Below are 19,340 nucleotides of genomic sequence, written 5' to 3'. Positions count from 1 at the left end.
TCCGGGAGGTTAACAATGAGCAAGAATTTGTTTTGCCTGAGTCGTCAGGCGATTACGAGAAAACATTAACTGCAGGCGGCCACCGCCAACCTGATGCCACAGCACGGCGGCACGAATACCCGCCAGCAGGGAGGCGCGTACTTTTGCCTGAACCTGCGGGCTTTGCAGCACGGCAGGAGAGCCGGTGACCTGAATACGTGGGCCCAGCGGGCTGATGACGTCAACATAAATGCCGGCCATGGCACTGAGCAGCGTTTCGGACTGCAGATCAAAATGGTCGAGCTGGCGCTGCAGCCCGGCAATGCGGTCACCGAGCGTATCAAGCGCGCCTTTAGCCGCGCTGAGCTTACGCTCCAGCACCATCAGGCTTAACGTGTAGCGGGTCAGCTCCGCGTTCAACCCCTGACGGCTACTGGCGTTAAGCACGCCAAGCAAAGTTTCAAGACCGAGACGAAGATTGGTTTCACTCCCACCGAAGACACCCAGAGTCGAACCGGGGTTGAGGTCGATAACGCTGTTGAGTGAAACGTGCAGCGCGTCAGCATCGCAATGACCCTGATGCGCCAGCTGTTGCACCAGACGGGCAGACTGGCAAATTCCAGCCAGTGCCAGGGTGATGTCATAATAGTTCTTCGCCACACGTTCTCCTTTATGTGTGCAATCGTGTTAAACGGCCGGCAGCGGCAGGCGCTGTTCAATGATCCCGCCGCCCAGACAGATTTCGCCGCTGTAGAATACGGCGGACTGGCCTGGGGTGACCGCTGCAACCGGTTCGTCGAAACGCACATCAATGCGTTCATCATCCAGCGCGGTGACGGTACAAGGGATATCGGTCTGGCGATAGCGTGTTTTTACCGTGCAGCGCAGCGTACCCTTCAGCGGCTCACGATCGACCCAGTGCAGCTGTTGTGCGATGAGGCCGACGGACATCAGACGCGGATGGTCGTGGCCCTGAGCAACAACCAGAATATTGTTTTCGACATCTTTATCTACGACGTACCACGGATCTTCGCTGCCGTCTTTGGTGCCGCCAATACCCAGCCCTTTACGCTGGCCCAGCGTATGGTACATCAGCCCCTGATGTTGACCAATCTCATCACCGTCGACGGTAACGATTTTGCCCGGCTGTGCCGGCAGGTAACGACCAAGGAAGTCGCGGAATTTGCGCTCGCCGATAAAACAGATACCAGTGGAGTCTTTTTTCTTCGCGGTGATCAGATCCAGCTCTTCGGCGATTTTACGCACCTGCGGCTTTTCAAGCTCGCCTACCGGGAACAGGCTTTGCGCAATCTGTTCGTGGCTGAGTGTATACAGGAAGTAGCTTTGATCTTTGTTGCCATCCAGACCGCGAAGCAGCTGGCTCTTGCCATTCACATCGGCACGACGCACGTAGTGCCCGGTCGCAATATAGTCTGCGCCCAGATCTTCTGCGGCGAATTCCAGGAAGGCTTTAAATTTGATCTCTTTGTTGCACAGAATGTCCGGGTTCGGGGTACGACCGGCTTTGTACTCTTCCAGGAAAAGCTCGAAGACGTTGTCCCAGTATTCTGCGGCAAAGTTAACGGTGTGCAGTTCAATGCCCAGCTTATCGCACACCGCCTGCGCATCGGCGAGATCCGCAGCAGCAGTGCAATATTCCTCGCCATCATCTTCCTCCCAGTTCTTCATGAACAGGCCCTCCACCTTATAGCCCTGTTGTTGCAACAGGTAGGCGGAAACGGAGGAATCGACACCGCCGGACATGCCGACGATCACTTTTTTCTGGCTGTTATCTGACATGGAATACTCACGACATTGAACTTCAAGGCGGCGTATTCTATCACGCCCCCCCACCATTGGCACCCTCTGTAAACGGCCAGTTAAATTCTCCAATCACCTCAAGCGGCAGGCGACCGACAGACTGCCAGCAGCGGATACTCTCGGCAACCAGCGGCGAGCGCAGGTTTGGCGCATTCAGGATCTCTTCGGCAGTGACCCACAGGCAGCGATCGATATCATCGTCCTGCGGCTCTGTGGCGCACGTTTCGCTAAGCTCGACGGCAAATAAAAAGCGCAGGAACGGGGTGTGATCAGGGGCAATCCACTGGTGCATACGGATGAAGTGCTGCGGCTCCGCGTGGATACCGGTCTCTTCCCACAGTTCGCGTTTAGCGGCCTGCAGTAATGTTTCATTGGCTTCAAGGTGCCCGGCTGGCTGGTTCCAGAGTGCCTTGCCGTTAATACTCTCTTCTACGACCAAAAACTTACCCTGCGCGTGAACCACGCAGGCGACCGTGACATGCGGTTTAAACATAGTGACTCCTTAAGGGGTAACGTCCCGCCATTCACCGTTTGCCAGTGAATCCAGGGTGTAGTTGCCCATGGCGTAGCGAATAAGTCGCAGGGTAGGGAAGCCCACGTGTGCGGTCATCCGGCGAACCTGGCGATTACGGCCTTCATAAAGGGTGATTTTGAGCCAGCTCGTCGGGATGGATTTGCGCTCGCGGATCGGCGGGGTGCGTGGCCACAGCCATTCCGGCTCGCTGACGAGCTCAATACCTGCAGGCAAGGTAGGACCATCGTTTAACGTCACGCCGCGGCGTAATGTCGCCAGCGTCTCTTCATCCGGTTCACCTTCAACCTGGACGAAGTAAATCTTTCCCGTGCGTTTGCCCGGCTGAGTGAGCCTGGCCTGTAAGGCACCATCGTTGGTTAAGACCAGAAGTCCTTCGCTATCCCGGTCCAGACGGCCAGCGGCGTAGACGCCCTGAACAGGAATGTAATCCTTCAGCGTGCTGCGTCCGGCTTCGTCAGTAAACTGCGGCAAAACATCGTAGGGTTTATTGAACAAAATAACCCGCTTTGGCTGGGATTCTTGTGGTCTTCTGGCGGCTTGTCGTGAGCTGAATCGCTCAACCCGGTGTTTTGTAAAAGAAGTTTTCTTCATGGTATTTTCAGACGTTATCAATTGCCGCATTATAGCCTATTAACGAAGACCTTTCATGGCGTCGGACAATCAGGTACTATCGAAGGGCTCATTACAATTTATTAACATAAGATCAGTAACAACCAGAAGCGCTCGAAGGAGAGGTTAATGGAAAGCAAAGTAGTTGTTCCGGCGGAAGGTAAAAAGATCACCCTGCAAAACGGCAAGATTAACGTTCCTCACAATCCGATTATCCCGTTCATCGAAGGTGACGGTATCGGTGTAGACGTTACCCCGGCAATGCTGAAAGTGGTTGATGCCGCTGTTGAGAAAGCCTACAAAGGCGAGCGTAAAATTTCCTGGATGGAAATTTACACCGGTGAAAAATCTACTCAAGTTTATGGCCAGGACGTTTGGCTGCCAGCTGAAACGCTGGACCTGATCCGCGACTACCGCGTTGCTATTAAAGGCCCTCTGACAACTCCAGTCGGTGGCGGTATTCGTTCCCTGAACGTTGCGCTGCGTCAGGAGCTGGACCTGTACGTGTGTCTGCGTCCGGTTCGTTACTATCAGGGCACCCCAAGCCCGGTTAAGCACCCTGAACTGACCGACATGGTTATCTTCCGCGAAAACTCAGAAGACATCTACGCGGGCATCGAGTGGAAAGCGGACTCTGCTGACGCAGAGAAAGTGATTAAATTCCTGCGCGAAGAGATGGGCGTGAAGAAAATTCGCTTCCCTGAGCATTGCGGTATCGGTATCAAGCCTTGCTCAGAAGAAGGGACTAAACGTCTGGTGCGTGCGGCCATTGAATACGCGATCACCAACGACCGTGACTCTGTGACGCTGGTTCACAAAGGCAACATCATGAAGTTCACCGAAGGCGCATTCAAAGACTGGGGCTACCAGCTGGCGATGGAAGAGTTCGGTGGTGAGCTGATCGACGGTGGTCCATGGCAGAAGATCAAGAACCCGAACACCGGCAAAGAGATCATCATTAAAGATGTGATCGCCGATGCGTTCCTGCAGCAGATCCTGCTGCGTCCCGCTGAATATGACGTTATCGCCTGTATGAACCTGAACGGTGACTACATCTCCGACGCCCTGGCGGCGCAGGTTGGCGGTATTGGTATCGCCCCTGGTGCGAACATCGGTGACGAGTGCGCACTGTTCGAAGCGACCCACGGTACGGCACCAAAATATGCCGGCCAGGATAAAGTGAACCCAGGTTCTATCATCCTGTCTGCAGAAATGATGCTGCGTCATATGGAATGGTTCGAAGCCGCAGACCTGATCGTTAAAGGTATGGAAGGCGCGATCAACGCGAAAACCGTAACGTACGATTTCGAACGTCTGATGGAAGGTGCTAAGCTGCTGAAATGTTCAGAGTTTGGCGACGCGATTATCGCGAACATGTAATCCAGAGTCTGGGTTAAACAAGAACGGGAGCCAACTGGTTCCCGTTTTTTATTATTCGATATCGTACGGTTATCAAAACCCCTCCTTCAATAGCATTTACCGTCCACGCTCTACCGGGCCATCATGAGCTTTCGTCGTTTGATTCGGCGATGTATACCCCAAAATTTCTTGAATATCTTAATTCCACGTCTCACTAAATTCATTGTTATGGTGTCCGGCCTCATCTGGTGCCGCGATCATGAATACCTGATCTAACTTATCGGGTACGACGATTACGGTGAAACCCTCATTAATTCTGTTGTCAGCATAACTTTCTGGTGTGCGGAATATCACTCGTATTACGGGAGATAGCACAACGTGAATTAGCATCATTTTAAGCAGACGGCTGATATAAATATCCCTGTCGCAGCAAGTTGTCTAATCAAACGGTATTGCTGCGCTGGCACTGTCCGCGGTAGTGGGAAAAGCCAGACAAACTGTACGAAAAAATAAAGCCGGGCAATATCGGTTTTATTGTGTACATAGCAAACACGCATGGTCATTCATTGCCATGTATTTTCCAATCGAGATGTAAGGATATTCTACAAATGAGTACTTTTACTGTAGTACCCGCAAATCAGTCTGCAGATAATAATGCGAAAATGATTTATCAGTGGTTGAGTGGTCTGTCCGAACGACAGGGTAAAAAGCTCATTTCAGGTATTTTTGGTGGCTATAGCAATATCGGCGGCGTCGATGCTTTTTCCTTGCAACAAGGAAAAGACCTGCAGGCCCTGACCGGGAAATTCCCCGCTATTTATAGCGCTGACTATGCCCGTGGCTGGGATGCCTGCACCCCAGGAGAGGAAGCCAGTTTGATCGATTTTGGTTGTAATGCCGATCTGATCGACCACTGGAAAAAAGGCGGACTGGTTGCGATCAGCCACCATTTACCAAACCCTTGTTTTGCGGGGAATAATCCTGGTGATGGAAAGGGGGCTCTCAAGCATCCTGTGAGTAATGATGAATTTTCTGCAATCTTACAGTCTGGAACACCGTCGCGTGGGCGCTGGCTGGCAATGCTTGATAAAGTCGCTCAGGGCCTACAGCAACTGAATGAGAAAGGTGTCACCGTCTTTTATCGACCCTTGCATGAGATGAATGGCGAGTGGTTCTGGTGGGGGGCAACCGGTGAGAATACAAACGATACTGTACGTATGGATCTGTATCGACGCCTGTATCAGGATATCTTTAACTATTTCGTTAAAACGAAAGGGTTAAACAATTTACTCTGGGTCTTCTCTCCTGATGCAAACCGGGATTATAAGACATCTTATTATCCTGGCGCAGAGTATATTGATATTACTGGCCTGGACTTGTATACAGACAATCCTGCCACTGTAAACGGTTACGATGAAATGGTGGCATTGAATAAGCCGTTTGCCTTTGCAGAAGTGGGGCCATCAACAATTAACGGCCAGTTTGATTATGCAAACTTAGTGAGTGTTATTCTTCAGAAATACCCTAAAGCAACCATGTTTATCCCCTGGAACAATGACTGGAGCCCGCTGAAAAACCTGAATGCCTCTGGTGCATACAATAATGACCGGGTAATAAATCTCGGAGAGGTATGGAACGGCAGCGTTCTGAGTTAATGTACGTTCCGGTGTCACGTCGATGCACCATATAAAATGGTTGAAGTCGCTGGCCGGATCGTTAACGCTATAGAAGATGCTAAAATGTTCAGAGTCTGGCGACGCGATCATCGCGAATATGTCCTCCAGATTCTGGGTTAAACGTGAACGGGGGCCAGAAGGTCCCCGTTTTTTTCCTCTGCCCGCGGGAGACTGCAAGATGTTAGCTACGATCCTTGTCGCTATCGTTGCATTAATTCATCTCTACATACTTGTGCTGGAAATGTTCCTGTGGAACACAAAAACAGGCCACAAGGCATTTAATCTCAGCCCTGATTTTGCACGCGATACCCGCGTGCTGGCCGCAAATCAGGGGTTGTATAACGGTTTTCTGGCGGCGGGACTGCTCTGGGGACTGTGGCTTGGTGGAAGCGGTGTTCCTGTGGTCTTCTTCTTTTTGACCTGCGTGTTGATTGCGGGCATTTACGGTGCCATGACCGCCAGCCGAAAAATACTCTATGTTCAGGCTTTACCGGCGCTGGCTGCATTGATTGCACTGTGGTTGCGTTGATTAACAAGGCTTTGGTCTAAGAGTGCCGTCCGATATACTCAGGCATTACCCTTAAAGGTCAGAGAAGAGACTGTTTATGCACAATGAAATTCCACTTAAGTATTATGACATCGTCGATGAATACGCGTCGGAAGCCGCGGAGCCGGTAAGTGAGGCTGAGCGCGATCCTCTTGCCTGTTATTTCCAGTTGCTGCTCACCCGTTTATCGAACAATGAAGAGATCAGCGAGGAAGCCCAGCAAGAGATGGCCAGTGAAGCCGGCATCCGTAGCGCGCGCATTGATGATATTGCGAACTTCCTCAATCAGTGGGGAAATGAATAGTCCGCCTCAAAAACCGTTGTGCTGATGCTTTGCTAAACAGCTCAGCATCACGCTATCGGACCACATGCATTTTTTATCCGGGATGTGTGTTGAGGGTTTACCGATGAGCAGGGCGAAAATAACGATCAGGAAAAAGAGTACCAGCGGAAACAACAGAGAATTTTTCACGTTTTAACCAAATGAGAGTGTGCTTCAGGGTAATCTACGGTCTGAATGTGACGACTATATGTTTTTAGGAAAGAAATGGAAACGTCTGATCTGGAAAAACATTACCACGACACCAACGCGAAGACGCTGGCACTCTGGGAAAAGCGGGACGGTATCGGAGCGGTAAGGGAGCCGTTTTATGCTACGCAAAAGCTCGCACTGGCGACAGGTTTCCAGCCGGAAATGGCCGCGCCTGTCGACATGTTGTTTCGGGAACTGCGGGCGTTGACCCGCCACGACTCGTTAGTAGACCTCCAGCCGCCATCCGGCTTCCATTTCACCTTCGTACCCATAACGCTCCCTCTCTACGACGAGAATGCACCGTTACCGGCGAAGACGCATCAGCTTATCGACGCATGGACCCCTTTTGCCGGTCTGGGTATCACGGTTCGGGAACTCAGGCTGGTGGCATTGCCCAACCAGTTCTTGCTTGCAGGCATACCCGATACACTTGCCTTGAGGCAGCGGCAGGCGTTTTGTGAACGTCTGTTAACGACGGACTGGCAAGAGGCGTTGCGCTTACGCCATGGCAATACCCCTTTGCCAGCGCCGTTCTGGCACACTACGCTGTTGCGCTACCAGGCAGACTGTCTGCCTGAATCACTGAGGGCGTTTTTCCGTGAGCGCCGCATGCAGCGTTACGGTGAGGTTTGCGGAGAGCTAAAACTCAACGTCGTGAATTATAACTGGACGCTATGCAGAGCCGTCACGTCGTCAATGTTGACACGTTAACGCGCTGGTTTTTGCTTATCGTTGTTAAGTTGCTGCGTCAGTTCACCAATGGTCAGTGATTTAGAGAAATACCATCCCTGAATCAGGGCATCAGGATACCGGTCTGCGATAAAGCGATATTGCGTTTCGCTTTCCACACCTTCAAAGACGAGCGTTTTATTCAGTCTGGCGAGGGCGTCACTAAAGATGACGAATATATTCTGTTTATAATGCTCATTAATACCATCTACCAGCGATTTATCTATTTTGATCTCATCGTATTCCAGAAGCGATATGCGGGCGAGGTTAGAGTTTTGCACTCCAAAATCGTCAATTGATATTCTCACACCCAGTGATTTTAACGCCTGACAGAACCCTTCGAGAACATCCGCAGTGGAGACCGCCTTTTCAGAGAGTTCGACTTTTATCAAGGAGAGTGGAATGCTATTCACTAAACACTCACGACACAGAATCTTAATGAATTGCCCGTCTTCAATCTCGGTTCGGCCAATATTTAATGAAATCACCAGCTCATGTTTAATCGCCAGCGAGGCGATTTCTGCCAGGGATTTTTCGATGATATTGATATAATACTTTTGATACAGGCCAATTTTCTTAATTAAGGGAATAAAGAGCTCAGGCGAGACCTCTCCATGATTGTTATCGCGCCATCTCGACAGAACTTCGACGCCCACCATTTTTTTATCCTGGATTCGAATAATGGGCTGGTAGTTAACGCTGATGGTATTGGCTTTTACCGCGTTAACCAGCGTGCGCTCCAGTGAGAACCGATCTTCATAGATGCGGAAGAAAAACAGCGTGATCGCTATCCAGATGAAAGCCAGAATTGCCGTGAGAAGGGTAAACACCACCAGAGACAACGAAGCCAGCCCTGCGTTGTGATGCTTCACGATCACACACAAATCCCATACGGCGCTGCACTGCGTCAGGGTTAAGGTAAACAGATTCGAATGCAGCCAGCTCTGTTCTTTTATCACCGGGGAGGCTGAGAAAAATGTTCTGCCGAAATCTTTGGTCGTCGTACTCAGTGAATAGTTCGCCGTAATCGGCGTGAACTTATCGTAAGCATAGCGGGAGGTGAATATAATCACGTTATTATAAATTGCCGCATTGCCTGTAAAAAAATCTTTTCTGGAAAACTGTGCCAGAAGAAAACCCCGTGGCGTTTTATGCAGCTCTGCAGGAAGGGCAACGGGAGTGGCGAGTTTACCCCAAAAAGCAGTACAGGCTATTTTCCCCTTTTCAATAAAACCGATATCCCCGAAATAGAGGCTATCTAACTTTATCTGCCTGTAACTATCGAGACTGGTTTTATCACAACCCTGTGTAGTAATGCTTTTGAGCGCCTGCGCCACACTTTGAGAGAGGCCTTCTGAATATTGCAAAAGGGAATGGGAAACCTCGAGCTGTTTGCTCTTTTGCTGGGCCACGATAACCGCATTAACCGCGTAGAGAGAGAGGGCGACCAGCAACGTTGAAATGATAGCAACGGCAATGATCTTTTTCATTTTCCAGTGGTCCCGTCCGCTCCCTGATTTCACAAATCTTAACACAGCCAGGGCAAGGCACAAGCCTGATAATAACGGAGGTTTATCTTATTCAGTCAGACTAACTCATGCGGAATTACCAGTTTTTTAAGATAAATCTTAACTAAACTTTTCACATTGCTTTAAGCAGCGCAGAGTTTGCCAGGCGATCGCCTTATACAGGTCATAAATGAGCATTTTTCTCTTAAGGAAAAAATCGTGCGCAACGTTATGCTCCCCATTCTGTGTGCCTTATTTGTGTTTCTGAGTGGCATGCTGATCATTAACTGGCAGTTGTGGCATATGGCCCGGTCAAATTATGCCGAAACCGCCGCCGCAAGCACGCGTAAAATTGAGGCCATTCTTGCTGAGGCTGTCAGTGCTGCAGATACCGCAAAACGGGTCGCCGCTGAAGGGTGTACCGACACCGGACAACGTGAACTGGGTTCGGAAGCTGCGCTGAAACCGCATCTTCGCGCCATTATGATTGAGCAGCAGGGCAGGATCGTCTGTACCTCCCTTCCCGGAAACGGCGTATTGATTGTTCGCCCGCAGACGCTGCCCAACAAAGAATTGATGCTGCTCCCCGGTAATCGCCTGGTGAACGGCATTCCGGTGTTACTTTTTCAGATGCCCGTCGCGAAAGGGCGCGTTATCGTAAGCGTTAGCGACGCGCATTTGCGGGATGTTATTGCGAGTGCAGCAAACAGCACGGGGCTGAGGCTGGTTGTTGGCGAAAAAGCGATAGCCGGCGCGGGGGATGTGACCGGCTGGCCCCCCGTGAAGTGGGCGGGTTCCTTAACAGCATCGGCACATTTTCCGTTTAGCATGGCCTGGCAGCCTCCCGCCTTTTTCAGCCTGACGCGTTTACTGCACCAGGGATGGAGCCTGATACTGCTTATCCTTGCGTTATCTGCGGCTGTTGGCATTCTTATCCGTCGCTACAGGGGGAAAAGCAGCTCGTTTGAAGACGATCTGCGTAAAGCCATCATCCACGGCCAGATCGTTCCGTACTATCAGCCGATCGTGAATGGTGATACCGGCGGTTTGTATGGCGTGGAAGTACTGGCAAGGTGGAAGCACCCAAAATCAGGCTTTATCCCACCGGATGTTTTTATTCCGATTGCCGAGCGCAGCGGTCTGATAATTCCGCTGACCAAAGGGTTAATGGCGAAAGTGGTGACCGAGCTTAAGCCGCTTTTGCCTAAGTTGCCGGACGGATTTCACATCGGGGTGAACATCAGCGCCAGACACATCAATGCGGCTTCTTTTATCGCTGACTGCCGGGTCTTTGGAAAAGGCTTTTATGGTAAAGAGGTCAAACTGGTTCTCGAAGTGACCGAGCGTGAACCGCTGATCGATAATCCTCATCTGGTGGAAAATCTCAATGCGTTACATAACGCCGGTTTCGTCATTGCGCTTGATGACTTTGGGACCGGGTATTCCGGACTCTCCTGTCTGCACGCGCTGGCGATTGATTATATTAAAATCGATAAAAGTTTCGTGAACCGGGTATCAGAGGCGAAAGACTCTACGATCCTGCTGGACTGTGTGATTGACCTGGCGAAAAAACTCTCACTGCATATCGTGGCTGAAGGGGTAGAAACGAAGGAGCAACTGGACTATCTCAACCGTAATCAGATTACCCTGTTGCAGGGATACTATTTTGGTAAACCGGTCTCGTATAAAGAATTTATTAAAGTCATCTTATCTAAGCCCCTGGAGAAGGTCAGTCTGTAAGAGATTTTTTCTGTGAAAGGGGCCCAGTAATAATATCTGATGCCCGTTTGCGAAAAGCGAAATATCATCAGATTTCTGTTGTATGCTTAAGTGCAATTCATTTTCCTCTTATCCTGAGCTTTGTTACAGTGACTCTAGTTGTCAGCCAGGGATGTCAGGCGTGATAAGGTGGAAGAGCTCGTGCATGTGAAAAATACTTTTTACACAACAACTATTACCGTCATCATTGTCTCATTGATCATTTCGCTGTCGCTTGCCGTCCAAATTACCACGTCCAGGCAGCAGTCAATCCAGCAAATAAATACCAGCGTTGCCAACCTGAGCCATACCTTAGACGTGTACAGCGAAGGGATCATGCGCCAAAGTGAAATGTTGATTACTTCGGTTTCCGACATAATCAAAATTTATGGCATGACCCCACAACAGGCCAAAAATATCCAGCGGATGATAAGCAATCAGGATAATCTTCTTATCCAGATAAATAATGTGGTTGTTTACGATGCGCAAGGGAATATTTTTACGGCACTGCATGAAAGTTTTTCCGGACCCCGGAAAGGGGTGGACAGGTCGTTTTTTATCTACCACAAAGAAAATAAGAGCCAGCAGATTTTTATTGGCCAGCCGGTGGTCAGCAGAACGAATGGTAAATGGGTCATAACCATTAGTCGTCGGCTGGAAACCCCTACCGGCGCGTTTAACGGTGTCGTTGTGGTTACGCTGGGTATCGAAAATTTTCTGGCGTTATACGGGCAGATCAATATTGGTCACTCAGGCGTGATCGGCTTAACAACCCAGTCAGGCGTGTTGCTGGTACGTCATCCGTTTAAAAATAATTACATTGGCGCGATTGTTTCGGATTCGCCTCTCTTCAGGACATACCTCAAGGTACAAAACGCGGGTATCGCCAGCTCTGTCTCACGGTTTGATAAAATCGAACGCATTTATGCTTTCGAGAAGAACAAGCGCTACGGGCTCGTCACCACCGTGGCGGTCAGTACGCAAGAAGCGCTCGCCCCCTGGCGCAAGCAGGCTCTCCAGCTTTCTGTACTCATTTTGGTTTTTACCGCGATACTCATTGCGGCGTCCTGTTTCCTCTATTCCGATTTATCCAGAAAAACACGGGATAACAGGGCGCTGAAGATTATTGCGTCTGAAGATGCGCTAACAGGGCTTTTCAACCGACGCATTTTTGATGAAAAAATTCTGTCAGAAATTGCGGCCTGTGCGGCCAGCGACGCCCCGATTTCGGTGTTGATTGTCGATGTGGACTACTTCAAAAAATACAACGATAACTATGGTCATCCCGAAGGGGACCGCTGTTTAACCCTGCTGGGAAATAGCCTCAGGGAGAGCCTCAACCGGGACAACCAGGTTGTGGCGCGCTATGGCGGGGAAGAGTTTGCACTGATCCTGCCTGACACGGATATCCAGGAGGCGCTCCGCCTCGGTCAGACGATCATCCGCAATGTCTTTTCGCTGCATATTGAACATGCTTTCAGTCCCTTCGGGCGGGTCACGGTTAGCGTCGGGATCTCCACTGCGCGTGCCGTGGATATCGCGGGCAGCCAGCAGAACATCATTATAGCCGCTGACCAGGCGCTCTATCAGGCAAAACGTGCAGGGCGAAACCGGCACGCTTTTGTTGCGGTGTAGGCAAAAAAAAGCCCACTTTAGAGTGGGCAAGAAATACTGGAAGCAATGTGAGCAATGTCGTACTGAATACCTGAGTGTTTCGCTCAACTATTCAGTGTTGAGAAAGATAATCTTTCTCAACAAAAGATGCAACCCCACATTTCTTGTGGTGCTGTTGATGAATAAACGCGCACTCTCTCACTGTGATGCTTATCACAAATTTCCTTTCTGAAATCCTGTGCTATCCTTTCTTGTGTCGTTGATTTAATGACAAAAACCATACGGAGAGGAAACTTATGGGAATTTTATCCTGGATTATCTTTGGGCTTATTGCAGGTATTCTGGCGAAGTGGATTATGCCGGGCAAAGATGGCGGTGGGTTTATCGTCACCGTAATACTGGGGATTATCGGTGCAGTGGTGGGCGGTTGGATCAGTACGCTGTTCGGCTTTGGTAAGGTCGATGGTTTTAACTTCGGCAGCTTCGCTGTCGCGGTGATCGGTGCGTTGGTTGTTCTGTTTATCTACAGAAAAATCAAAAGCTAAGCCTGATAAATGTTGAAAAAGGCTGCCATATGGCGGCCTTTTTACGTGGTGGGTTTACCACCAGCCTAGCTGCGAGCCTGCAACAGCCACGATTGCCACGATCAGCATAATGAGGGTTGTTTTTCTCATTTATGCCCCCGGAGCAGCGTAACCACCGACAAAAAACCAGGCCAAAAACACTACCGCCGTTATAAAAATAACGACCGGGAAGAGGATCCCTATTCTCATACCATCACCTGTTTCGGTTTTTATAACGCCGTAGAGTGTACGGGGTTAATCCATCGCGAGAAAGCACGTTTTGCTTTTTCCTTTCTTATGCTGATACATCGCGACATCAGCCGCGCGTAACGCACTGTCCGGATCGGTCACGGTGGGGTCAACTTCAATCACACCGAAGCTGGCGCCCGGATAAATAATGTTCACGCTCCCCAGCCAATATTCTCCTGCAATACGGGCGTCGAGGCGCGTTTTAAGCAGGTTAATCTGTGTGTTCTCACCCGTACTGTTGGTTTGGCTAAGCGAGGCCACCAGAAACTCATCACCGCCCAGCCTGCCAATTATTTCGTCCGCCTGTTTTTCTTCAGTCAGACGTTTACCCACTTCAATCAGGAACCGATCGCCTGATTCATGTCCGTAACGGTCGTTAATCAGCTTGAAATCATCAAGGTCGATAAACGCGATGATGGCGTTGCGTTTAAGGTGCTTTGCCAGCGAAAACAGGGTCGTCAGCTCTTCGAAGATGGCGCGGCGGTTTGGTAATCCGGTAAGGGCATCGGTATAAGAGTGCGCAATGAGTGCCGCATTGGCTTCCCGAAGCTGGATCACCAGCGACTCTTTCTGAATATACTGGGCAATCAACCCGGCGAATAATTTCAGAACTTGTTCACCGCGGTCACTGGGATGTTTCTTTTCTGTGCTGGTGGCGCAGAGCGTGCCATAGAGTGAACCATCCGCAAGGTGAATAGGAATACTCATGTAGGTTGTAATGCCAAGGGCTTTCGCGGCATCGCAATCCGGCCAGCGCTCAGCCACCTCGTTATTGAACAACGTACCACTCTCAATGGCGCGCTTACACAACGTGTCGCCCCAGGGAACGCTCAGCCCCTCAGGGATCTGCATCTGCTTGCTGTTGCGGGCGTAGAGGATATGCTGCAGCCGCGCATTGATATCGACCTTCGTCAGGTAGGTGGACTCCATTTCAGTCACAATCTCCAGCATCTCCAGCAGCTGGCGGACGAGACTTTCAAGGGACTGCTCAGTGGCGAGCGTTTCTGAAACACGGGCAAGGATAATATCCGACATGACGTAGGCTCACTCCCATGCAGAAGACGTCTGCATCTGCATGTTATGCTGAATTTTTCGACTTCGGGCATAGTAAAACATGAATATAAAAATTTTAATATTCATCACAGGGGAGCGGGGGAGAAAAAAAGCCCCGATGTTGAGACCGGGGCAAAGACATCTTGATTACGGAATGATGTTCTCTGGTCATTGAGAACACGTGCCACTGTAGTGTGGAAAAGTGCAGTTAAGATGGAGAAATCGTGGAGAAAGCGGCGATGACCCGTTACCCTTAAAGTCTGATGAAGTTAAAAGGATCAATGAGATGAGATTACTGCTTCTGGCACTGGCGTTACCGCTGGCCGCCTGTACCTCCAAAACATCCCCGCCTGATGCCCCGAAACCGCCCCATGTTATCGGGATGGCTAATCCCGCCTCCGTCTACTGCCTGAATAAAGGCGGGGAACAGGTCCCGGTTCAGAGCCCGCAAGGGGTTCGCACGGAGTGCAAGTTGCCCGGTGGCGAAGTGATCGATGAATGGGCGCTTTATCGTCGCGATCATCCGCAACCTGCCAGGTGACAGCGGGACAGTGGCTGCGGTACACTTCTATTTAGGATTATTCTTAGCCTTTCGATGGCTACCGTTATCGTGAGAGAAGTATGTTTCAGCTTAAACCGGGCAGCATGGCGATGATCATCGGTGCCCGCACGGCGTCCGGCCGTCGTAATATTGGTAAATCTGTTGAACTGTTTGGCCTGTGTCAGCCCGGCCAGCGTTTTGTTAATCCGGTCAATGGCGTCATGACGCAGTTACCTACCACCTCGGATCGCGCGCTTTGGCTGGTGACCGGTGATGTCTTCGCGTTTGACAATCAGCACGGCTTTGCGTTTATTCGCGCCGAACATCTGATGCCGCTTACCCCGGATACGGCGCCGCAAATCCTTGATGAACTGATGATCGACTGACTAGACATTACGCAGCCAGTCGGCTAACACCAGGGCGTGATTGTGTTCCTTATCTTTCGCGCCATAGAGAAGGGTTAAGGTCTGCTTGCTGGCCAGCGCCGCAAGACGCAACCCCTCATCCTTGTGCTGCGCCAGCTCTTCCCGGTACGCCTTGCTGAAGGCGTTGAAATCAAGGGTTTCGCTATGAAACGCCTTGCGTAAATCATTGGACGGGGTGAGCGTTTTACACCATTCATCATACGCGAGATCGGTTTTCTTCACGCCACGCGGCCAGAGTCTGTCTACCAGCACCCGATAACCATCGTCCGGGCTTGCCTGTTCGTATACGCGTTTACACTGGATCATCTTTTCTCCTCACCTGCGGCAAAACGTTCTGCGTATTACTCTAGCACTTTGTCTTTACCCACCCAATTTAAGGTATTGTGATAATTGCAGAAGATCGGTAGTCTGAGGTTCCTTATGTTATCTGCTAATACTCAGGCATAAGGAACCTTTCATGGAACACCTCCCGGCTAAAACCACACTGCGCATTGCGCTGGTTGGCGATTACAATCCCGATGTTATTGCGCACCAGGCGATCCCGCTGGCAATTGACGACGCCGCTGCCGTTCTTGACCTCACCGCTGATTATGACTGGCTCGCGACCACGGAACTGACCAGCCCGGAAGATCTGGTGGGTTATGACGCTATCTGGCTGGTTCCTGCAAGCCCGTACAAAAACACGGCGGCGGCCTTTATCGCTGCACGCTACGCACGCGAAAACAGCATTCCCTTCCTCGGCACCTGCGGCGGGTTTCAGCATGCGCTGATTGAGTACGCCCGTAATGTGCTGGGCTGGCACGATGCGGCGCACGCCGAAACGGATACCGAAGGCACAATGGTGATTGCGCCATTAACCTGCTCGCTGGTGGAAAAAACCGATGCAATTGAGCTGCGCAACAATACGCTCATCGCCAAAGCCTATGGCAAACCGGAAATCGTGGAGGGGTATCACTGCAATTACGGTGTGTCGCCGGAATTTGCACGGGAGCTGGAGAGTGGCGAAATGCGCGTCACCGGCTGGGACGAGCAGGGTGAAATTCGCGCCGCGGAATTACTGACCCATCCGTTCTTCGTGATCACCTTATTCCAGCATGAACGTGCCGCGCTGGAAGGTCGACCGGTGGTGTTGGTACAGGCAATGCTGCGCGCGGCGCGCGGATAAAAAAGGCAGACCTGGTGGTCTGCCATTCTACTAACGGGGCGTGACCTCCCGGTCACGCCCGGCAAGCATACCGCAAACGGCCATGATCACGGCGGCCAGTGCACAGGCCAGAAGCGGATACCGCCAGTCACCGGCAGCATCGTGAATTTTGCCCATCAACGGCGGGCCACAGGCGGCCAGCAGATAGCCAACCGACTGTGCCATGCCGGACAAGGCCGCGGCCTGATGCGCAGAGCTGGCGCGCAGCCCGATGAAGGTCAGGCCAAGGATCATCGTTGCCCCGGTACCAAAACCAAAAACCAGCGTCCACATGACCGCCATTCCCGGCGCAAACCACAATCCTGCTGCGCTTATCGCGCACAACAGCGCCACGACGCCGGCGATTGCTCGCTGATCCTTCAGACGATGGAGGATCAGCGGGACAGCGAGACCCGGCACGGCGGTGGCCAGCTGTAAGAGTCCGTGCACAGAACCCGCCTGGGCTTCGCTATACCCGTGGCTGAGCAGGATCGCCGGTAGCCAGCCGATGATGACATAGTAAATCAGCGAGTTAATCCCCAGAAAAAGGGTGACCTGCCAGGCGAGGGCAGAGCGCCAGATGGCGCGGTTATGTAACGCGCCTGCACCGGTCACCGTCGCAACGTGTTTCTGACGCCACTGTGGCAGCCAGAGCAGTAACGCCGCCAGCGGAAAGGCCATCAGCATTAGCAGGGCGCCATGCCAGCCGGCTTCCCCTTGCGCCAGCGGAACAATCAGTGCGGAACCTAACGCCGCGGAGATCCCCATCGTCAGGGAATACGCGCCGGTGAGTCTGGCAACCTGTCCCGGGAAGTCACGTTTAATTAACCCAGGCAACAGCACATTGCCCAGTGCGATACCGCAGCCAATCACCGCCGTACCGATGAAAAGCAAGGGGGCGGAAGGCAGAGAGCGCACAGCAATGCCGACGCAAATCAGCAGCAGGGCGATAAACAGGCTGCGCTCCATGCCGATACGCCGGGCAACACCTGCGGCGAGCGGAGAGATAAGGGCGAAAGCCAGCAGAGGCAGGGTGGTCAGCAGACCGGTTTGCGCCGTACTCAAGCCATAATCGAGACGAATGGTATCGAGCAGCGGTGCTGCTCCGGTAAAGGTGACGCGAAGCGTAGTGGCAATCATCAGGATACCTGCGATCAGCAGCGCGCCCTGTTTTCCTGAAACCCGAATTGTAGTAGTCATTGTGTTCTCATACGTTCAAGCGAGCGCACACAATACCGATTTTCTCCACGGTTGAAATCAGGCTAAAATGACAGTTTATCGCTAATATCGGACAACCTGATGATTGGTCTCGGACTGGACGGCTACGATCCCGATAGCCAGCATGATGCGGCTGTCGCGTTTCGCATCCGCGTGGTGGCGCAGGAACAATACATTCCGCGGCACCAACACCGTAAGGGACAGCTGATTCTGGCGCTGGGGGGCGCCATTACCTGCGAAGTGGAAAACGCCATGCTGATGGTACCGCCCCAGTATGCCGTGTGGATCCCTGGCCAGATGCCGCACAGCAATAAGGCCACGCCGGGTGCCCAGCTTTGCTTTTTGTTTATTGAACCCGGAGCGGTAAGTTTGCCCGATCGCTGCTGCACCCTGAAGATCTCCCCTCTGGTGCGGGAACTGATCTTATCGCTGGCGGAAAAATCACGTGAAGCGCTTTCGCTTGCTGCCACATCGCGTCTGGTGGATGTTCTTTTTGACGAGCTACCGCTGCAGCGTCAGGAACATTTGCAACTGCCCGTTTCGCCTCATCCAAAAATCCGTCTGATGAGCGAGAAGATGGCGGAAGAGCCTGCCGCCTGGCAGACGCTGGCGCAATGGGCGAGCCACTTTGCCATGAGTGAGCGCAATCTGGCGCGCCTGGTAGTGAAAGAGACGGGCCTGAGCTTTCGCCGCTGGCGGCATCAGCTGCAGCTTATTGTGGCGTTACAGCTGTTGATTGGGGGAAAGTCGGTACAGCAGGTGGCACAGTCGCTGGGGTACGACTCCACCACCGCGTTTATCACGATGTTTAAGAAAGGGCTGGGGCAGACGCCAGCGCGGTATATAGCCAGCCTGACTACGACTTCCCGATAAACAGTGAGACCAGCCCGGCCGCAATCAGTGGGCCCACCGGAACGCCACGAAAGAGCGCCACGCCCAGCACGGTTCCCACCAGCAGACCGGCCACCAGCGAGGGCTGGCTGCTCATCAGCGTAACGCCACGCCCGCCCAGCCACGAGACAAAAACGCCTACCGCTATCGCTATCAGCGATTTCCAGTTCACAAACGAGTGCAGCAGCGTCGAGGCAGGCAGCGTACCGCTGGCGATAGGTGCCATCACCCCAATGGTCAGAATGATGATCCCGATGGTGAGACCTTGTTTTTCTATCCACGGGAAAAAGGTGTTTAACGGGGTCACGCGCACAATGATCAGCACCAGAATTGAGATAGCGACGGTGGTGTTATGGCTGACAAAGCCAAGCGCAGCGAGGGCCAGAAGAATGAGCAGAGTCGGGTCAAACATAAGGAATCCTTGCCAAAAGAGTAAGCCTGCTTACTTTACGCGGAAACACGGCTGAAGACAGTTTTTAAAAAGATTTTACTGCTGTCATAACCCTGTCATTTACGGGGGATAAAACAGGGGCAGGCATCGAAAAAGGGT

General features: G+C 51.8%; 23 protein-coding genes. 12 read left to right on the top strand and 11 right to left on the bottom strand.

What is annotated here, in order from left to right; genetic code table 11:
- Positions 1–9: 9 nt before the first annotated feature.
- From hflD to rluE, 4 genes are read right to left on the bottom strand one after another with little or no spacing between them, the layout of a single operon-like run.
- Positions 10–639 (bottom strand): high frequency lysogenization protein HflD, encoded by a 630-nt coding sequence (gene hflD / locus AB6731_RS07165; RefSeq protein ID WP_014169611.1) that lies wholly within the window; start codon positions 637–639, stop codon positions 10–12.
- A gap of 27 nt (positions 640–666) precedes the next feature.
- Entirely contained in the window at positions 667–1,779 is a 1,113-nt protein-coding gene (mnmA, locus tag AB6731_RS07160; protein ID WP_025204436.1) for a tRNA 2-thiouridine(34) synthase MnmA, read from the bottom strand.
- 40 nt (positions 1,780–1,819) lie between these two features.
- Positions 1,820–2,293 (bottom strand): NUDIX hydrolase, encoded by a 474-nt coding sequence (locus tag AB6731_RS07155; RefSeq protein WP_371006088.1) that lies wholly within the window; start codon positions 2,291–2,293, stop codon positions 1,820–1,822.
- A gap of 9 nt (positions 2,294–2,302) precedes the next feature.
- Positions 2,303–2,956 (bottom strand): 23S rRNA pseudouridine(2457) synthase RluE, encoded by a 654-nt coding sequence (rluE, locus tag AB6731_RS07150; RefSeq protein WP_032681233.1) that lies wholly within the window; start codon positions 2,954–2,956, stop codon positions 2,303–2,305.
- A 117-nt stretch (positions 2,957–3,073) separates the two neighbouring features.
- On the opposite strand from rluE, the gene icd reads away from it, so the two are divergent.
- From icd to AB6731_RS07125, 5 genes are all read left to right on the top strand, one after another.
- Positions 3,074–4,324: an NADP-dependent isocitrate dehydrogenase gene (icd, locus tag AB6731_RS07145; RefSeq protein WP_014169617.1), complete on the top strand. Its 1,251-nt coding sequence runs from the start codon at positions 3,074–3,076 to the stop codon at positions 4,322–4,324.
- Between the two features lie 587 nt (positions 4,325–4,911).
- Complete coding sequence (locus AB6731_RS07140; protein WP_050816901.1) at positions 4,912–5,958, top strand: glycosyl hydrolase; 1,047 nt, start codon at positions 4,912–4,914, stop codon at positions 5,956–5,958.
- A gap of 199 nt (positions 5,959–6,157) precedes the next feature.
- Complete coding sequence (locus tag AB6731_RS07135; protein WP_228175643.1) at positions 6,158–6,508, top strand: DUF1304 domain-containing protein; 351 nt, start codon at positions 6,158–6,160, stop codon at positions 6,506–6,508.
- 76 nt (positions 6,509–6,584) lie between these two features.
- Positions 6,585–6,830, top strand: coding sequence for a YmjA family protein (locus AB6731_RS07130; RefSeq protein ID WP_014169620.1), 246 nt, complete (start codon positions 6,585–6,587; stop codon positions 6,828–6,830).
- A 243-nt stretch (positions 6,831–7,073) separates the two neighbouring features.
- Positions 7,074–7,769 carry a hypothetical protein gene (locus AB6731_RS07125; protein WP_371006087.1) on the top strand — a complete coding sequence of 232 codons (696 nt, stop codon included), beginning with the start codon at positions 7,074–7,076 and terminating at the stop codon, positions 7,767–7,769.
- Here AB6731_RS07125 and AB6731_RS07120 read toward each other — a convergent pair.
- The gene (locus AB6731_RS07120) at positions 7,766–9,277 is read right to left on the bottom strand and encodes an EAL domain-containing protein (protein ID WP_251884813.1); all 1,512 of its coding nucleotides are present in this window, start codon (positions 9,275–9,277) and stop codon (positions 7,766–7,768) included. The two genes, AB6731_RS07125 and AB6731_RS07120, sit on opposite strands and share 4 nt — an antisense overlap.
- 237 nt (positions 9,278–9,514) lie before the next feature.
- Between AB6731_RS07120 and AB6731_RS07115 the strand changes: the two genes are divergently transcribed.
- The 3 genes from AB6731_RS07115 to AB6731_RS07105 all read left to right on the top strand — a co-directional run bounded on the left by AB6731_RS07115 (position 9,515) and on the right by AB6731_RS07105 (position 13,212).
- A complete protein-coding gene (locus tag AB6731_RS07115) occupies positions 9,515–11,035 on the top strand; it encodes an EAL domain-containing protein (RefSeq protein ID WP_371006086.1) in 1,521 nt (506 codons plus the stop codon).
- Positions 11,036–11,215: 180 nt separating this feature from the next.
- Positions 11,216–12,688 carry a sensor domain-containing diguanylate cyclase gene (locus AB6731_RS07110; protein WP_032679672.1) on the top strand — a complete coding sequence of 491 codons (1,473 nt, stop codon included), beginning with the start codon at positions 11,216–11,218 and terminating at the stop codon, positions 12,686–12,688.
- A gap of 275 nt (positions 12,689–12,963) precedes the next feature.
- On the top strand, positions 12,964–13,212 hold the full coding sequence (locus tag AB6731_RS07105; RefSeq protein WP_006174788.1) for a GlsB/YeaQ/YmgE family stress response membrane protein: 249 nt from the start codon (positions 12,964–12,966) through the stop codon (positions 13,210–13,212).
- Positions 13,213–13,266: 54 nt separating this feature from the next.
- On the opposite strand, the gene yoaJ is transcribed toward AB6731_RS07105, so the two are convergent.
- From yoaJ to AB6731_RS07090, 3 genes are read right to left on the bottom strand one after another with little or no spacing between them, the layout of a single operon-like run.
- On the bottom strand, positions 13,267–13,341 hold the full coding sequence (yoaJ, locus tag AB6731_RS07100; RefSeq protein ID WP_071605476.1) for a protein YoaJ: 75 nt from the start codon (positions 13,339–13,341) through the stop codon (positions 13,267–13,269).
- A complete protein-coding gene (locus AB6731_RS07095) occupies positions 13,342–13,440 on the bottom strand; it encodes a YoaK family small membrane protein (protein WP_014883431.1) in 99 nt (32 codons plus the stop codon).
- 45 nt (positions 13,441–13,485) lie between these two features.
- Positions 13,486–14,514, bottom strand: a complete 1,029-nt coding sequence (locus AB6731_RS07090) for a diguanylate cyclase domain-containing protein (RefSeq protein WP_371006085.1) — start codon at positions 14,512–14,514, stop codon at positions 13,486–13,488.
- Positions 14,515–14,818: 304 nt separating this feature from the next.
- Between AB6731_RS07090 and AB6731_RS07085 the strand changes: the two genes are divergently transcribed.
- Positions 14,819–15,073: a DUF333 domain-containing protein gene (locus tag AB6731_RS07085; RefSeq protein ID WP_020884447.1), complete on the top strand. Its 255-nt coding sequence runs from the start codon at positions 14,819–14,821 to the stop codon at positions 15,071–15,073.
- An 80-nt stretch (positions 15,074–15,153) separates the two neighbouring features.
- Complete coding sequence (locus AB6731_RS07080; RefSeq protein ID WP_020884446.1) at positions 15,154–15,459, top strand: hypothetical protein; 306 nt, start codon at positions 15,154–15,156, stop codon at positions 15,457–15,459.
- On the opposite strand, the gene AB6731_RS07075 is transcribed toward AB6731_RS07080, so the two are convergent.
- On the bottom strand, positions 15,460–15,804 hold the full coding sequence (locus tag AB6731_RS07075) for a DUF488 domain-containing protein (RefSeq protein ID WP_014169629.1): 345 nt from the start codon (positions 15,802–15,804) through the stop codon (positions 15,460–15,462). It abuts the gene before it with no gap.
- 151 nt (positions 15,805–15,955) lie between these two features.
- Here AB6731_RS07075 and AB6731_RS07070 point away from each other — a divergent pair, with 151 nt between their 5' ends.
- Positions 15,956–16,663: a CTP synthase gene (locus AB6731_RS07070; protein WP_014169630.1), complete on the top strand. Its 708-nt coding sequence runs from the start codon at positions 15,956–15,958 to the stop codon at positions 16,661–16,663.
- A 30-nt stretch (positions 16,664–16,693) separates the two neighbouring features.
- Here AB6731_RS07070 and AB6731_RS07065 read toward each other — a convergent pair whose 3' ends face one another.
- Positions 16,694–17,881, bottom strand: coding sequence for a CynX/NimT family MFS transporter (locus AB6731_RS07065; RefSeq protein ID WP_371006084.1), 1,188 nt, complete (start codon positions 17,879–17,881; stop codon positions 16,694–16,696).
- Positions 17,882–17,980: 99 nt separating this feature from the next.
- On the opposite strand from AB6731_RS07065, the gene AB6731_RS07060 reads away from it, so the two are divergent.
- Positions 17,981–18,772, top strand: coding sequence for a helix-turn-helix transcriptional regulator (locus AB6731_RS07060; RefSeq protein WP_270291418.1), 792 nt, complete (start codon positions 17,981–17,983; stop codon positions 18,770–18,772).
- Here the strand turns inward: AB6731_RS07060 and AB6731_RS07055 are convergent.
- Entirely contained in the window at positions 18,756–19,202 is a 447-nt protein-coding gene (locus tag AB6731_RS07055; RefSeq protein ID WP_014169633.1) for a DUF441 domain-containing protein, read from the bottom strand. The two genes, AB6731_RS07060 and AB6731_RS07055, sit on opposite strands and share 17 nt — an antisense overlap.
- Positions 19,203–19,340: the final 138 nt, after the last annotated feature.

Origin of the sequence: Enterobacter sp. RCC_40 (assembly GCF_041360735.1) — a bacterium.
Lineage (GTDB): Bacteria > Pseudomonadota > Gammaproteobacteria > Enterobacterales > Enterobacteriaceae > Enterobacter > Enterobacter ludwigii.
The sequence above is the reverse complement of the archived record's forward strand: the minus strand, read 5'-3'. Positions and strand labels throughout refer to the sequence as shown.

Excerpts from the sequence above, each read along its gene's own strand:
- AB6731_RS07130 (WP_014169620.1), top strand. The coding sequence starts at position 6,585 with ATGCACAATGAAATTCCACTTAAGTATTATGACATCGTCGATGAATAC.
- AB6731_RS07065 (WP_371006084.1), bottom strand. The coding sequence starts at position 17,881 with ATGACTACTACAATTCGGGTTTCAGGAAAACAGGGCGCGCTGCTGATC.
- AB6731_RS07090 (WP_371006085.1), bottom strand. The coding sequence starts at position 14,514 with ATGTCGGATATTATCCTTGCCCGTGTTTCAGAAACGCTCGCCACTGAG.
- AB6731_RS07135 (WP_228175643.1), top strand. The coding sequence starts at position 6,158 with ATGTTAGCTACGATCCTTGTCGCTATCGTTGCATTAATTCATCTCTAC.
- AB6731_RS07055 (WP_014169633.1), bottom strand. The coding sequence starts at position 19,202 with ATGTTTGACCCGACTCTGCTCATTCTTCTGGCCCTCGCTGCGCTTGGC.
- mnmA (WP_025204436.1), bottom strand. The coding sequence starts at position 1,779 with ATGTCAGATAACAGCCAGAAAAAAGTGATCGTCGGCATGTCCGGCGGT.
- AB6731_RS07155 (WP_371006088.1), bottom strand. The coding sequence starts at position 2,293 with ATGTTTAAACCGCATGTCACGGTCGCCTGCGTGGTTCACGCGCAGGGT.
- AB6731_RS07080 (WP_020884446.1), top strand. The coding sequence starts at position 15,154 with ATGTTTCAGCTTAAACCGGGCAGCATGGCGATGATCATCGGTGCCCGC.
- AB6731_RS07075 (WP_014169629.1), bottom strand. The coding sequence starts at position 15,804 with ATGATCCAGTGTAAACGCGTATACGAACAGGCAAGCCCGGACGATGGT.
- AB6731_RS07095 (WP_014883431.1), bottom strand. The coding sequence starts at position 13,440 with ATGAGAATAGGGATCCTCTTCCCGGTCGTTATTTTTATAACGGCGGTA.
- rluE (WP_032681233.1), bottom strand. The coding sequence starts at position 2,956 with ATGCGGCAATTGATAACGTCTGAAAATACCATGAAGAAAACTTCTTTT.
- AB6731_RS07120 (WP_251884813.1), bottom strand. The coding sequence starts at position 9,277 with ATGAAAAAGATCATTGCCGTTGCTATCATTTCAACGTTGCTGGTCGCC.
- AB6731_RS07060 (WP_270291418.1), top strand. The coding sequence starts at position 17,981 with ATGATTGGTCTCGGACTGGACGGCTACGATCCCGATAGCCAGCATGAT.
- AB6731_RS07070 (WP_014169630.1), top strand. The coding sequence starts at position 15,956 with ATGGAACACCTCCCGGCTAAAACCACACTGCGCATTGCGCTGGTTGGC.
- AB6731_RS07085 (WP_020884447.1), top strand. The coding sequence starts at position 14,819 with ATGAGATTACTGCTTCTGGCACTGGCGTTACCGCTGGCCGCCTGTACC.
- icd (WP_014169617.1), top strand. The coding sequence starts at position 3,074 with ATGGAAAGCAAAGTAGTTGTTCCGGCGGAAGGTAAAAAGATCACCCTG.
- AB6731_RS07105 (WP_006174788.1), top strand. The coding sequence starts at position 12,964 with ATGGGAATTTTATCCTGGATTATCTTTGGGCTTATTGCAGGTATTCTG.
- AB6731_RS07125 (WP_371006087.1), top strand. The coding sequence starts at position 7,074 with ATGGAAACGTCTGATCTGGAAAAACATTACCACGACACCAACGCGAAG.
- AB6731_RS07140 (WP_050816901.1), top strand. The coding sequence starts at position 4,912 with ATGAGTACTTTTACTGTAGTACCCGCAAATCAGTCTGCAGATAATAAT.